9 protein-coding genes are annotated in these 14,133 nt (G+C 64.8%); 7 read left to right on the forward strand and 2 right to left on the reverse strand.

Annotated features, from left to right (window positions below; translation table 11 throughout):
* Window positions 1-81 precede the first annotated feature (81 nt).
* Entirely contained in the window at window positions 82-1,329 is a 1,248-nt protein-coding gene (gene dprA, locus IPM18_10355) for a DNA-protecting protein DprA (protein MBK9119982.1), read from the forward strand.
* A 33-nt stretch (window positions 1,330-1,362) separates the two neighbouring features.
* Here dprA and IPM18_10360 read toward each other — a convergent pair whose 3' ends face one another.
* Window positions 1,363-2,829 (reverse strand): hypothetical protein, encoded by a 1,467-nt coding sequence (locus IPM18_10360; protein MBK9119983.1) that lies wholly within the window; start codon window positions 2,827-2,829, stop codon window positions 1,363-1,365.
* A 1,515-nt stretch (window positions 2,830-4,344) separates the two neighbouring features.
* Here IPM18_10360 and IPM18_10365 point away from each other — a divergent pair.
* From IPM18_10365 to IPM18_10380, 4 genes are all read left to right on the forward strand, one after another.
* Window positions 4,345-8,271, forward strand: coding sequence for a hypothetical protein (locus IPM18_10365; protein MBK9119984.1), 3,927 nt, complete (start codon window positions 4,345-4,347; stop codon window positions 8,269-8,271).
* 275 nt (window positions 8,272-8,546) lie between these two features.
* Complete coding sequence (locus tag IPM18_10370) at window positions 8,547-9,011, forward strand: hypothetical protein (GenBank protein ID MBK9119985.1); 465 nt, start codon at window positions 8,547-8,549, stop codon at window positions 9,009-9,011.
* A gap of 1,416 nt (window positions 9,012-10,427) precedes the next feature.
* Entirely contained in the window at window positions 10,428-11,054 is a 627-nt protein-coding gene (locus tag IPM18_10375) for a helix-hairpin-helix domain-containing protein (GenBank protein ID MBK9119986.1), read from the forward strand.
* Window positions 11,023-12,006 (forward strand): class I mannose-6-phosphate isomerase, encoded by a 984-nt coding sequence (locus tag IPM18_10380; GenBank protein ID MBK9119987.1) that lies wholly within the window; start codon window positions 11,023-11,025, stop codon window positions 12,004-12,006. The genes IPM18_10375 and IPM18_10380 overlap by 32 nt, the downstream gene beginning before the upstream one ends.
* Window positions 12,007-12,026: 20 nt before the next feature.
* On the opposite strand, the gene IPM18_10385 is transcribed toward IPM18_10380, so the two are convergent.
* Complete coding sequence (locus IPM18_10385; protein ID MBK9119988.1) at window positions 12,027-13,040, reverse strand: 2-hydroxyacid dehydrogenase; 1,014 nt, start codon at window positions 13,038-13,040, stop codon at window positions 12,027-12,029.
* Window positions 13,041-13,286: 246 nt separating this feature from the next.
* Between IPM18_10385 and IPM18_10390 the strand changes: the two genes are divergently transcribed.
* Together IPM18_10390 and IPM18_10395 are read left to right on the forward strand one after the other, a co-directional pair.
* Window positions 13,287-13,574, forward strand: coding sequence for a hypothetical protein (locus IPM18_10390; protein ID MBK9119989.1), 288 nt, complete (start codon window positions 13,287-13,289; stop codon window positions 13,572-13,574).
* Between the two features lie 75 nt (window positions 13,575-13,649).
* Window positions 13,650-14,132: a GNAT family N-acetyltransferase gene (locus tag IPM18_10395; GenBank protein MBK9119990.1), complete on the forward strand. Its 483-nt coding sequence runs from the start codon at window positions 13,650-13,652 to the stop codon at window positions 14,130-14,132.
* Window position 14,133: the final 1 nt, after the last annotated feature.

The following is a 14,133-nucleotide window of genomic DNA, read 5'->3' on the forward strand; positions in this document are numbered from 1 at the left end:
GCTTGCAACGCAGTCGCCGTGGAGCCATGCTGCCGACTAAGCAGTGACTTTGAACGGAGGCGCCAGTTCCGGGAGGGACGCATGAGCGTCATATCCGCGGCGGCCCGCACACACCTGCGCTGGGCGTTGATCGACGGCATCGGACCGTTGACCTTCGGCCGCCTGCTCATCCAGTTCGGCGACGCCGAGCGCGCCGGTGCGGCTACGGCTTCCGAACTCCAATTGGTACCAGGTATTGGCCCGGGTAAAGCGGAAAACATTCTCCGGGCCCGGGACAACGCCGTGGTCGAACAGGAACTGGAGGCGGCCGAGCAACACGGCGTGCGGATCGTGTGTCGGGCGGATGCGGACTACCCACCCGGGCTGCGGCAGATCCCCGATGCCCCCATCGTACTCTTCGTGAAGGGCGAGTTACGGCCGACGGATGCCATCGCGGTAGCAATTGTCGGCAGTCGCCGCTGTACCCTCTATGGCAGCGAGCAGGCGCGCCGGTTCGGGGAGTTGCTTGCCGGTGCGGGCTTTACCGTCGTGAGCGGCCTCGCCCGGGGGATTGATGCATTTGCCCACCACGGGGCTGTGGATGCGGGCGGCCGTTCCGTGGCGGTCATGGGCCGCGGCCTGGATGCGATTTATCCGCCTGAGAATGCGGCACTGGCCGCGAAACTGCTCGACCACGGCGCCTGGATCAGTGAACTGCCCATCGCGGCTTCCGTACGGGCGGAGAACTTCCCCGGCCGTAACCGGATCATCGCCGGGATGACGCTCGGAACCATCGTCATCGAGGCCGGGCACCGCAGCGGCGCCCTGATTACGGCGCGCTTCGCGAGCGAATACAACCGCGAAGTCTTCGCCGTACCGGGGCGGGTACAGGATCCCATGTCGATGGGAACCAATGCACTGATCCGCGACAGCGGCGCGAAGCTGGTGACCTGCCTCGAAGATGTGCTCGCGGAGCTTGGTGACGTCGGCGTGCATATGCGGCCGGTGCTGGATCTGCCCGAGTCCACTTATTCCGCCGCGCGGGCCGCCCGATCGGGGCGGTCGACCGACATCACGCCGTCACGGATGGACGAGAAGACCACCGGAACGGATGCACCCGCAGGTGCGGCGCGGAAGTCGCCACCTGGTTCCGGTCCGTCCGTGCCACTTTCGGTGGCGGAACAGCGTGTCTTCGACGTCCTCGGGTTCGATCCGCTCTTGCAGGACGCGGTGATCCGGCTGGCCGAGTTGCCAGCGGGCGAAGTCCTGGCAGCACTGACGACGCTTGAGTTGAAAGGGCGTGTGAAGAGACTGCCGGGCAACGTGGTTGTACGCCACGGCGTGGCGTAGGATCACGCGTGAATTGCCTCTCCCACTTCAACTTCAACCACCTTGACTGCGCAACGTTGGTGTCGTGCCGGAGTGTTCGGCATCTGGGGCCCCCGGCTCCTGCAAGGCAGTGCGCAGAGCATCGAGCAGCAACGTCGCACCCGGCAGGGGTTCGTCCTGGGCGACGGGCGCGGTCGTCGGGTGCTCGTTTCCCTCACTCTCCGGGGCAGGATGAAAACGGAATGTCGTCAGTTGCCCGATGAGTTCTGGCCCGGGCCGCAGTGTGCCTGCGAAGCGGTCCCACTCCCCACGCTTCTCGGCCGTCAGTCCCGCGTGCCACGCGAGATAGGTGTGCAGCGGTTGGCCGGTCAGCACGGTGCGCCCCAGATGGGCAGACTGCCACGCCTCGTCGGGCTGTACCCAAAACGCGTAGAGGACCCGCGGTGGCAGGGCTTCGGGTTTTGTGGGACTTGATTCCCACACGAGCGTGCCGGCTGTATCGCCGGGTTCCCACCGGCCGTTGTGCGCCAATGGTTCGACCGCGAGTTCCCACTCGATGCGCACCTGCGGACCGAACGAGAAATCCGGTTGAACAACATTGAAGGCGGCCACCAACGCTTCCTCGGACAGGCCGAGCGCAGTTCGCCCTGGTAGCAGAATCTCATCATCGAGTGCGCCGGGATTGTGGCGCAGCCGATCCAGCCACGGGGGGTAGGGGCCATCCGCTGAGTGGCCCAGAGCGACGGCGGCCTTGCGCACGGCGCCACAGAGCAGGGTCTCCCAGAACTGGTCCTGGTTGAGGTTGAGGCGGGCGGCCTCTTCCGGGCGCAGGTAGCCACGGTCCAGCAGCCAGAGCATGGCGCGCGCCAGTTCGTGATCGGCGATGCGTCCACCGGGTGAGATGCTGTGCTCAGCCAGTACGCCGTCGTTTTCAAAGCCCGCATGGGCGAGTGCAATGAGATGCCCGAAGCCATCGCGCAGCAGGAGCGTGGCGCTCAGCAGGTCGTCGGTGAATTCGGTCTCGATCCACCGGATCAGGCGGTCGCGGGCCGCGGGTTCGTCGGCCAGTTCCGGATGGGCTGCGACCCCCGCTTTCAGGATGCGTACCGCGAGATCGAGCGCCGCCGTGAACTTCTTCCACTGTGCCCCCGGATCATCCACGCCACGCATGCGCTCCATGTAATGCAGCGTCGTGCCGCCGGGTGCCGCATGGCGCATGACGAGTCCGCGATTGATGCGCTCGGAATTCCAGATGTCGCCTGGGAGTTCGGACGCGAAACGCGCCTGAATGCTGGCGCCGTCGGGACGTACAACGGGTTCCGTGCCGTAGGCCGCGCGCAACCGTGGCGCTACGCGCTCGCCGGATACCGGCTCGTCTTCCCCTTCGCGCGACCAATCGAGTCGTCGTTCCACCAGGCCATCCTCCACGCTGCGCATGCGGATGACGTATCGATCATGCGGGCACGAGCCCGCCATCAGCAGGGGAACCACGGTCAGGAGCAGGAACCAGCGTGGCCGCATGTGGCACCTCCCGGCAGCTTGTGATCACTCTCACCGGTAGCGGGTGATCATTCTTGCGCCAACCATGGTACCGAGAGGTGCGAGCCCGGGATGCAAACCCGCGCGTCGGGAGTTGTGCCTCACAAGTGGAAAGTATTGCGCCATCCCGTCAGCGCTGGAGAACCTCGCACTGAGTGGGAGAGATCCCGCTGCGGGCCCTGAAACGTCTCATGAGAGCGTTCTCGTCGCCTTCCATGCAATGCGCAAATATTTATTATATAACGTATTATGTAAATATGAGGAACGCGCTTGCTTTCTGTGTCGGACCGGTCTACACTTCCCTTGCTCAAGTGGCGCGCGGCACGTACAGGTTTCCCCCCCGGCCTGTCGGCCCCACACTTGAGCATTTTTTTGCGCACTTCGTTAGAGTCCCATAACCAAAGGTCGGCTCAAGATCGAAACTACGGACGGCGGGAATCCAATGCTGTTGCCGGAGTGACTTTGCAATACCGTGGACATCCTGCGAAAGTCATTTGCCACCCGTAATTCGGAATTTCTCAGACGCGGATTCCGATCGCCGGGGAACCCCTGAGATCACCACCGCGGTGTGCGGCCGACAGCGCTGCGTGCTGCGGTTGCAGCGCACTGTACGGTTTCATTCACGAGGTATGAGTGGAAGTTATCGGCTGCCACACGGCACGGTGCTTGGCATCCTCCGCGCTTCCGGTCGCACCTTCAGCAAGCAACCTCGTCCTTGCACTTTCGTCCTTAAAAACACGCTTGGATTGACAGCGGCGACGGGTCCGCGTAATAGTAGTGGTATGCGAGGTTTGCGAAGCATCTTGGTGCGCAAATCCGCTTGCACGCGGCGGCGACCGGCCACGGTGCCAGGGCGAAAGAAGCGACACCTGCTTTAGCTGACGCTGCATGTCCTGCAAATCTTGCGCTTTCAAGCGCCGTGCAGTTGTTGGCGGACATTGACGTAGGGAGTGGCTTCTGACGGTACTGGCGGTGCTCATGCGAAGTAGGGTCGCACGGCGCCGGTCGCAGGCGGCCTGAAGTTTCTTCGGGCGGCAGGCGATGAGAAAGAAAGGCCGTCCGGCGACGTTGGTAGCTAATGGCATGTGGCCGGCGTGAGTTCGGTGCACGGCTTACGCCACATCGTCGTCGATGTCCAATGCCAAGTGCACTACGCAGGGCCTGTCCATAAGGGTTGTTCGTGCAGAATTTCCTGGTTGCGTGCCGCAATGCCGGGGGGCTCGCTTCGGTGGAGGCGGTTAATCTGCCCTTGCCCCGGTACGCCAACCCGGCAGTCACAGGTTTCACATGCTTGTGTCGGGGTGACTTATTGCAACTGAGTTTGCCAATGAAGCGGGTCGGCGTTCCCGGATGGGTGCGCAGGCCCGTTTACTTAGGGCCGCAGCGGGAGGAGCCCGCCCGGTCGAGTGACAGTCGTAACGAGGGCCCGTCGCGGTCGCCGATCTCGGGGTCAGCGCTCGCGGGGCATTGGGAAAGGGAGAAACGCGGATGAGTCAGATGAGGAGACTAGCCCTGTTGGGCACCGTGCTCTGTTGTAGCACGCTCGTCTTCGCCGACGTACCCGGCGCGTCCACAGCGCGGCGGGCCCCGGCGCAGCCCGGCGGCGTTGATGCACAAGCCACCCGCAACTCGCCGGATTTCAAGGACCGGGAAGCCGACGTGTGGCAGTCCAAGCCCGGGGAACCGGTGCTGTTTGCGGCTCCGAACGCGACTGCGCTGTCGGTCCCTGAATACAGCGCGCGGGCCGGCGGCTTCGTCCAGTTCCTGACCGGGAGCAGTGGCGCTGACCCCCGGCCGGGTGGTGACCGCGCCTGTAATCACCGGATCGTGCTCGAAGACTCCTACGGCGATGGCTGGACGAATGACAGCGGCGTGCCGGTGAATTTCGTCGAGGTCTTCGTCAACGGGAATTCGGTCGGTTCGTACACCATGACGGTCGCCGACGGCCGCGGTCCGTTGTTCATCAACTTCAGTGCGGATACGGGCGACACGATTACGACCGTGTTTACCCCGAATGCCGCCGGCTACCCCAGCGAGTGCTCGTACTACATCCTGGACACGTTTGACAACGTGCTCTGCACGCAGGGCTTCGGCGGTACGGTGCCGGGTGACTGCAACGTCACGGGCCAGTGCACAACCAACCCATGCACGCCACCGGCCAACAACTCGTGCGCTACGGCGACGGCCGTGAACGGTCCGTTCCCGCAGGTGGTCGCGGGCAACAACACCTGTGCTGCGTACCAGTGCCCGGGCGTACTGAACTGGAAGGCAACCTGGCTGGCGATCAACCTGCCGTACGCCTCCAACAACGTGACGCTCGATTTCTGCCAGCCCGGCAGTCCCCCGGTCTGGGGCACGGTCGGAATTGCCTATTACACGAGCTGCGCGGACTGCAGCGCTTTCCAGACATTCACCGCCGCCTTCCCGACCTGCGGCGGCGGCACGGCCCCCCGGCTGACGGCCAGCAACCTTGTCGGACCGGGCACGATCTATGTCCCGATCTGGGGCAAGACCGACACCGGTTTCCTCGAGGCGTACGAGGTCGAAGTGAACGTGGTCAATGCGGCCACGTCTTACTGCGCTTCAAACGCGACGAGCACCGCGGATTCGCTCATCGAGCAGGTCACCGTCGGCAGCTTCGTCAACTACAGCGGGATTAACCCGGTCGCCTACAGTGACTTCACGGCCATCGGCCCGATCAATCTGACGGTTGGCTCTCCCACAGCGGTCGAGGTCATCACCAACAACGCGACCACGTCGGGCTGCTACGCCAAGCAGGTGAAGATCTGGATCGACATCAACAAGAACTTCGTGTTCGATGCGAACGAGCTGGTGTACAGTGGCGGCCACGTGGGCGGCACAGGTAACTGCCCGTTCATCCTCTCGGGTACGCTGACGGTGCCCCCGGGAGCGCTGACCGGAACGACGCGCATGCGCGTGGTCTGCCGTGAAACCTCGGACGCGAGTCTCGTATTGCCCTGTGGTACCTACACCTGGGGCGAGACCGAGGACTACACGGTCAACATCGTCGCGGCTGCTCCGCTCGGCGCCTGCTGCCTGGGTGCGACCTGCGACGACAACAATGGTGCCGGCATTACGGAAGCGGCCTGCCTCACCGCAGGCGGTATCTACAAAGGTGACGGCTCGCGTTGCGATCCGGTCAACCCGTGCGTGGGTGCCTGCTGCCTGCCGACCGGTGGCTGCGTCGAGACGACCCCGGCCGACTGCGGCGCCTCCTCAGGCACCTACGGTGGCGACGGCACGTCGTGCGCCAGTACGCCCTGCCCCTATGCGTCCACCTGCGATACGGCCATCGCCATTCCGGCGGCTCCGTTCAGCTACTTCTTCAACAACGACCTTGGTCCGCCCAGCCCGCCGTCCCCGAGCTGCAACAGCACCTCGGCCACGGTAACGCAGAATGCGGCCTGGTTCGTCTTCACGGCGACCGAAGCCGGTCTCGCGACCGCGAGCATGACGCAGAGCTACGACGCGTTGATCGCGGCGTACACCGGGCCGGACTGCAACAACCTCGTCGAGCTTGGCTGTGGCGACATTTTCATCGGTGGCGTCAACACCGAGTCGGTGACGTTCGGCGTGTCGGCAGGCCAGACCTACTGGCTGCTGCTCGGTGACTGGGGCGTGAGCGAAGGTGGCGGACCGACCCTGTTTGAGTTCGACCTCCAGTCCGGCACTGGTGGGTGCTGCCTGCGGATTGGGACCTGCGTGGTCACCGACCCGGCGGACTGCCTCGCCCAGGGTGGAACCTACCTCGGTTCAGGTGCCGGTTGCGAGCCCAATCCCTGCCCGCAGCCCAACGTCGGTGACATCTGCGATCTCCCGATCGAAATCACCATCGACGGCAGCTTCAGCGGCTATGCCGACACCAACCAGACCACCTGCGGCCGTGGCAACGACATCGACGATTCGTGCCTCGGTTCGTACGACGGCGGCGAGGACATCGTCTATCGCCTGACTGTCACGCAGCCGACGTGCGTGGACATTCTCATCCAGTCGAACGTCGCGTCCGAGGGTTGGCTGGGCTTCGCGATCAATGATCAGTGTCTCGGCACACCGTGCCTCTACGGTGCCACGAGCGGCAGCGCGACACAGGCCCTGTTCGAGGGCGTGGGGCTGCCGGCCGGCACGTACTACCTCGTCGTGGATACCTGGCCGACGCCGAATTGCCTCGCGGACTTCGACATCTACATCGTCCCGTCCGGCCTGTGCGAAGTCGGCGCCTGCTGCCTCGGCGGGAACTGCACCGATGCGGTCTTCCCGGTCGACTGCTTCCTGCAGGGTGGCACATACCTCGGCACCGGCACGTCCTGCGCCGGTTTCGACTGCAACAACAACGGCCTCGATGATGCCTGCGAGATCGCCGAGAACCCGGCGCTCGATTGCAACAACAACGGCATCCTCGACGTGTGCGAGATCGCCCTCGACCCGACGCTCGACGCGGACGGCAACGGCGTGCTCGACGAATGCGATCTGGACTGCAACGGCAACGGCATTCCGGATGGCTGCGATGTGAACGCGACACCGCTGTGCCAGACGAAGTACGGCGCGGCGAATGTCGGCCTCAGCAACGATTGCCAGCCCGATGGCATCCCGGACGAGTGCCAGCTCGGCGCAGTGCCGATCCAGAACGTCGTCGCGGACGGTAGCTTCGAGGGTGGTTCGCCGAATGCTTCGTGGGCGGAAGCGTCCTCGAACTTCGGTTCACCGCTCTGCACGCGGGCGCTCTGCACGTCGAATCCGGCCTTCAACCCGCAGGATGGCCTGTGGTGGGCCTGGTTCGGCGGCATCGAAGGCGTATCGGAGACCGGCTCGCTGGAGCAGGTCGTGACGATCCCGGCCCAGCCGCCGGCGCTCCTCACGTTCTACCTCCAGATCCCGAATGCCAGTGGCAACGGTGTGGACTTCTTCACGGCGTCGATCGACGGCAATGTCGTATTCTCGGCACTCGAAAGCGACGCACCGAGCTACGCCGAGTACACGCTGGTCACCGTCGACGTGTCCGCGTACGCCAACGGCGGCACGCACACGCTGCGGTTTGACTCCACTACCACCGGGACTGGTCTCACGAATTTCTTCCTGGACAATGTTGCACTGGGCGTTGTGATCGGCCCGCCGGCCAACGACCAGAACCAGAACGGCGTCCCGGATGATTGCGAGAGCGCCCCGCAGGTCTGCCCGGGTGACTCGAACGGTGACACCTTCGTGAACTTCGCCGATATCTCGCCGTTCATCGCGGCGATCAAGGCAGGGAACGCGGGCAACTGGACGTGCAACCTGGCGGCCGGTTTCGGTCCGTACCTCAACAGCGATGCGAATGGCGACGGCGTGGTCAACTTCGCCGACATCTCGCCCTTCATCGCGCTGCTGAAGGCCCCGCCGGCACCGTGCGTCAGCGTCTGCCCGTAAGGGTGTGACCTGGAAACGGTGACCCTGTCGCATCGGCGACGGGAGCCCTGAAGATCGTGCAGCGGGCCGGTAACCCACCGTGGGCTGCCGGCCCGCTGTCTTTTATTACCCAGACCCGGGTGCGGTCCTGCGTCTGAAAGAGGGGCAAGGAAATGACTCGGCAGGTCAGTCGGTGAACAGGGTGACCGATAGGATCGTCAGCACAGGTCCTGAAGGTGTGATCGCGCTGTGGCGTGGCGGGATCTATGCCGGGGCCGCGGAACCGGAGACCTGGGATGACCACCCGATGGCAGATGGCGGCAAACTTGACCCTGGCACTGGTAGCGGGGCTCGCACTGCCAGGCGGTTGCCCTTTCGTCCCCCCAGACCCAGACGTCGCGCAAATTCGGCATGGTGAGGATCCGCTGCTGCCTACGCTGGGTGACATTTTGCGGGCTATTGCCAGCCAGCCACCCCATGCGTCTGCCGAGGTCACACCAGCGGTCGTTGCCGGCCAGCGTGTGCTGCTCGATGGCAGTCGTTCCAGTCACCCCGAGGGCGACCGCCTGAGCTATCGCTGGATTCAGACCGGTTTCGGCCCCCGTGTTACCCTTGAGCCGAGTCCATTTGGCTCCATCGCCGAATTCACCGCCCCGACGGTTACCGAACCCATCGAACTCACATTCCGTCTGGTCGTGTACACAGGATTCCGGGCGCAATCGGCGGACGTCAGCGTGCTCGTACAGCCCGCGGCGGAGTAGCCGTCTCCTTGTGCCGTTCCTGCTTCCTCCGTTCCGCGGGGGTTCGCCCCCCGGCTTTGAAGCGAGTGGCTCAAGGCCGTAGAATGCGCCTGCGTCGGCGCGGCCGCGTAGTGCATCCGCGCCCAGTGCTGGTCGGAGGCAGGTCGCGGTGCACAGGTTTGTCTGCTTCGCATCGAATGGACGAAGGGTTCCGCCGGACCTGCAGGGGGCTCATCTCGTCGGTGTGGATGGGTTACCGGTGCGCGCCGAGATCCGCTGGGACGACGGTTTCCTGCGCTGCACGCCGCGGACGCAGGACCCGGTGGGCTTGTCGCTACTCTGGCCGGTGCCGGGGATCGGCACGGTGCAGCTCCAGACCACGCGCTTGCCGGCGCGCGAGCGCCCCTACAACCTGCATCTCGAACTGGCGCGGCAGCAATTGATGCGGCTCACGGTGAAGCGCGAGGAGTGGGGTTTGTTTGATTACTCCGGCATGGACGAGATCTCCGGTCACATCGAGCAATGCCGGCAGGCCTTCGTCCAGGCGCTGCAGACGACCGACGACCCACCCATCGCGGCCGGCCATGCGGACACCTCGCTCGCCGAGGGGTTACGCGCTGCTGAAGAGATGGCCGTATTCCACGCCCATGTGTTCCTCGGGCGGCGGCAGCAGACCGGAGGATTCGCGAAGCCGTTCCTCGGGGCGCGCCTCCCGGCGGGGCCAGTTAACGCGGCGATGCTCAAGCCGCTTGCGGGTGTTTGTGATTTTGTTGATCTGCCGTTTGTATGGCGCCAGATTCAACCCACCGAACAGGCCCGCAACTTCGAAGCTCTCGAAGCGTGGGTCGCGGCGTGTGCGGCGGCGAAGCTGCCGGTGCGCGGCGGCCCGCTGCTGGCGTTTAACGTGAGCTCGGTGCCGGACTGGCTCTACATCTGGGAAAACGATTTCGAGTCGATCTTCGAGGCCGCCCGCGATCACATCGAGCGAACGGTGAAGCGCTTCGCGAAGCAGGTGTCGAACTGGGTCGTGGCAAGCGGCTTGCAGGCGGACAACGTCTTCGGGTTCAGCTACGAACAGACCATGGAACTGACGCGCATGGCGGTCGCGATCACCAAGCAGTCCGCTCCCCGCGCTCAGATCCTGCTCGATGTGACACAGCCCTGGGGGGAGTACTTTGCCCGCAACCAGCAGACTGTGCCCCCGCTGTTGTACGCAGACATGGCCGTGCAGAGCGGCCTGAACTTTGACGGCTTCGGCCTGCAATTTCTCTTTGGCATCGGAACGGACGGTTATCACCTGCGCGATCCGTTCCAGGTATCCGCACTGATCGACAAGCTGGCAAACTTCGGCAAGCCGCTGCATGTGACGGCCCTGGGCGCACCGGCGCAACCCGCCGCACACGACGCCGTTGCCAGTGGAGGAGAGTGGGGTGGTGCATGGTCGGAAGAAAACCAGGCGAAATGGCTCGAGACCCTCTGCCAGGTGGCCTTGTCGAAACCCTACGTGGAAACGGTGAGCGTTCAGCCCCTGGTGGATGGTCCCGACAATATCCTGACCCAGGGCGGCTTGCTGCGGCCGGATCTTTCACCCCGGCCGGCGCTGACGCGTCTCGGGGCAATGCGCCAGCGGCTGATGAGCCCATCGAAATAGGGCGAGTGCGCTGCGCGGACCGGGCGCGATACAGGGCCGCCGTGGGGGTCGTGGTGCTGCTCCTCGGGGCACACTCCGCATGGCAAGTAGCAGCGTGGCATGGGCGCGGGAGGGTGCCCACACCGCTGGCACCGCTGCTTACACTCCGGCTGGACCCCAACACGGCGACGGCGGCCGAGCTCGAACTGCTACCGGGCGTAGGGCCGACCCTGGCGGCGAACATCATCGCCTATCGTGCTGGCATCGGGGGGCGACGCGCCTTCGAGCGTCCCGCCGATCTCGACGCTGTGCCGCGGATCGGCACGGTGACGATCGAACGGCTCCGACCGTTCCTCTGGTTTCCCGAAGATGAAGATGCGGGTGGAACTGAGGATGTGACTTATGCCGATCCGTCCGCAACCGGTGATCTTTGAGCCGTTGTTGGTGCCCAAACCCTGGGGGGGGCGGCGCCTGAACACCTGCCTTGGAAAAGCGCTACCCCCGGGCGAGTTGATCGGCGAATCCTGGGAGGCCGCGAGTCTTCCGGAAGGTGAGTCACACGTTCGTAGCGGGCCTCTCAAGGGGGTTACGTTGCAGGAGTTGGTGACGCGCTGGGGGACCGGGTTGCTCGGAGCCGCACCGCCCGCCGCCGGCCGCTTTCCGTTGCTCATCAAGTTCCTCGATGCGCGCGAAAACCTGAGCGTGCAAGTGCATCCGAAGCCGGCGCCGGACGGGGCCTGGCGGCCGGGCATCAAGCACGAGGCATGGTACGTGGTGCAGGCGGACCCGGGCGCGAAGCTCTACGTGGGGTTGCGCGACGGTGTCGGCCCGGAGGAACTGCGCCGCGCCGCGAACACACCACAGATGGAGGAAATACTACGGGTGTGGGAGGTAGCGGCCGGGGATTGCTTTTACCTGCCAAGCGGCACGCTGCACGCGCTCGGCGCGGGATTGCTGGTGGCCGAGGTGCAGACGCCCTCGGATGTCACTTTCCGCGCGTATGACTGGGGCCGGGTCGGCCGCGCGCTGCACATCGATCAGACGCTCGCGCATACGCGGTACGATGTTTCGGAAGCCCTGGTGCGACCGTCGCCGTGCATCGTGTCGGGGGTGACGGGGCGCGGTGAGCGCATGGCGGCTTGTCCGGCGTTCAATCTGGACAGGTACCGCAGCACCGCAGGCGCTGGCGGCATGCTGCTAACTGGGCACATGGAAGTGTGGATGGTACTGGAAGGAACCGGGCGAATGCGTGGCCCGTGGGACGCCGAGTTGGTGTTTCAGCCCGGGGATACGGTGCTGATACCGGCGGACTGTCACGGTGGTGAAGTGATCTTGACAGCGGACACCCTCTGGCTGCGCGCGACCGCGGGGGCGGAACGGGACTGAGCACCAGAGGCACTGCCGCGTTATCCGTGGAAGTGCTGCGACGCGCGTACTTCGTTCTCGGCAACGATGTTCCCCTCTTCGAATTGTGTCAGGTTCTCCATCGTCGTTTCGGCGATGCGGCTCAGGGCCTCCTCCGTGAAGAACGCCTGGTGGCTCGTAATCAACACGTTCGGAAACGTCAGCAGCCGGGCGAAGACATCATCCTGAATCACCGTGTCGGACAGGTTGCGGAAGAACAGGTTCGTTTCCTCTTCATACACATCCAGCCCTAACAGACCCACCTTGCCGGATTTCAGCGCCGCGATGACCGCCCGCGTATCGAGCAGTTCGCCGCGGCTCGTATTCAGCAGTACCACGCCGCGTTTCATGCGCCCCAGCGCTTCCGCGTCGATCAGGTGCCGCGTGTCGGGCGTCAGCGGCAGGTGCAGCGAGAGGATATCCGCCTGCGCAAAGAGGTCATCCAGCGGAACGTATCGACCCCCCGCGGCTGTGAAGGCCGCGCCCGGATGCGGGTCGTACCCCAGCAGCGTGCAGCCGAATCCGACCAGGATGCGGCCGACGCCCAGGCCGATCTTGCCCGTCCCGATGATGCCGACCGTCTTGCCGGCCAGCTCGAAACCCAGCAGACCGTCCAGGGCGAAGTTGCCCTCGCGCACCCGCAGGTACGCCCGGTGAATTTTCCGGTTCAGCGCCAGCAGCAGGGCCACCGTGTGTTCCGCTACCGCCGCCGGTGAGTAGGCCGGCACCCGCAGCACCGTCATGCCGAGCTGCTCGGCCGCCTCGACATCCACATTGTTGAAACCGGCGCAGCGTAGAGCGATCAGCCGGGTCTTCTGCCGCTGCAATTCCAGCATCACACCCGCACTGAAATCGTCGTGTACGAAGCCACACACGGCCGGAAACCCGGCGGCGAGCCGCGCGGTATTTCGCCGCAGGGCGGGCTCGAAGTAGATGAGCTCGTGGCCGTGGCGGGCGTTGGCGGCGTCGAGAAAAGAACGCTCGTAGCCGGTCGCACTGAAAATCGCGACACGCATGGGCTGGCCTCACGTGGGCTAAGCGGTGTGGCGACGCGCGGGTACGCGCCCGGGTTGCCATGCCATCCGTTCGCACAGTCTAACCAGCGAACAGCCGATTTCACGCCCGTCGGCGATTATAGACGCGCCCGGCGCTCGGCTGGCTGGGAGGCAAGCTACTGGGCGGGTAGAATGCCGGGTCGTAAGGATTGCGGCGGTTGCGTGGCGGGTGCTGCGCGGGTTTCGCGGCCTTGGAGGAGCAAGGTGATGCACAGGCGCATGTGGAAACAGGGGTGGTGGGTGTGTCTTGGGGTCGGGCTGGGTTGGACCCTGGCGGGGTGCGGGTTGCCGATCGCGCAGGAAGACGATTTCCGTGACCTCAGCGGTCCGGCTAGGGCGGCGATCGTGGCGCTGCATCCGCTGGGTACCATCGATGATGTGGACTACGACAATGATACCCGGACCTATGAGGTCGAGGTCGATTACCGTGATGGTACTGAGTACCGCGTGATCGTCACGCGCACGGGCATCGTCCTGCGGAACCAGCGGAAGTAGGCACCGGAGGCCCTTTCGCGGTGGGGTGGAGAACGGTACGCTTCGCGGGCTTCCGCAGCCAGCCGAGGTATCCGCATGTCCTTTCTCTCCGTTCGTGCCGTTGCGCCCGACGATCAACCCTGGGTGCGTCGACTGCTCGTTGCGCGGTGGCGGGCCACCCGGATGGTCTCCGCGGGCCGCGTGCATCAGGCGGATGAACTGCCCGCCTTCGGTGCGTTTCGCGACAGCGAGCCGATTGGGCTTGCCACGTATCACATCGAGGGAGCGGCGGTGGAGATCATCACGCTCGACAGTCTTGCGGGTGGGCAGGGGGTAGGTTCGGCTCTGCTAGATGCGGTCGTGACGGCGGCGCGCGCCGCCGGCTGCCGGCGCGTCTGGTTGAACACGACCAACGACAATCTTCCAGCGCTGCGGTTCTACCAGAAACGCGGTTTCGTGCTTGCACAATTCCACCGTGACTCGGTGACGCGCGCCCGCGCGCTCAAGCCGGAAATCCCGGCGCGCGGGTACGAGGGCATCCCGCTCCGCGATGAAATCGAACTGGAACTGACGCTCTAAG

Source organism: Phycisphaerales bacterium, from assembly GCA_016716475.1.
Taxonomy (GTDB): Bacteria; Planctomycetota; Phycisphaerae; order UBA1845; family Fen-1342; genus JADJWG01.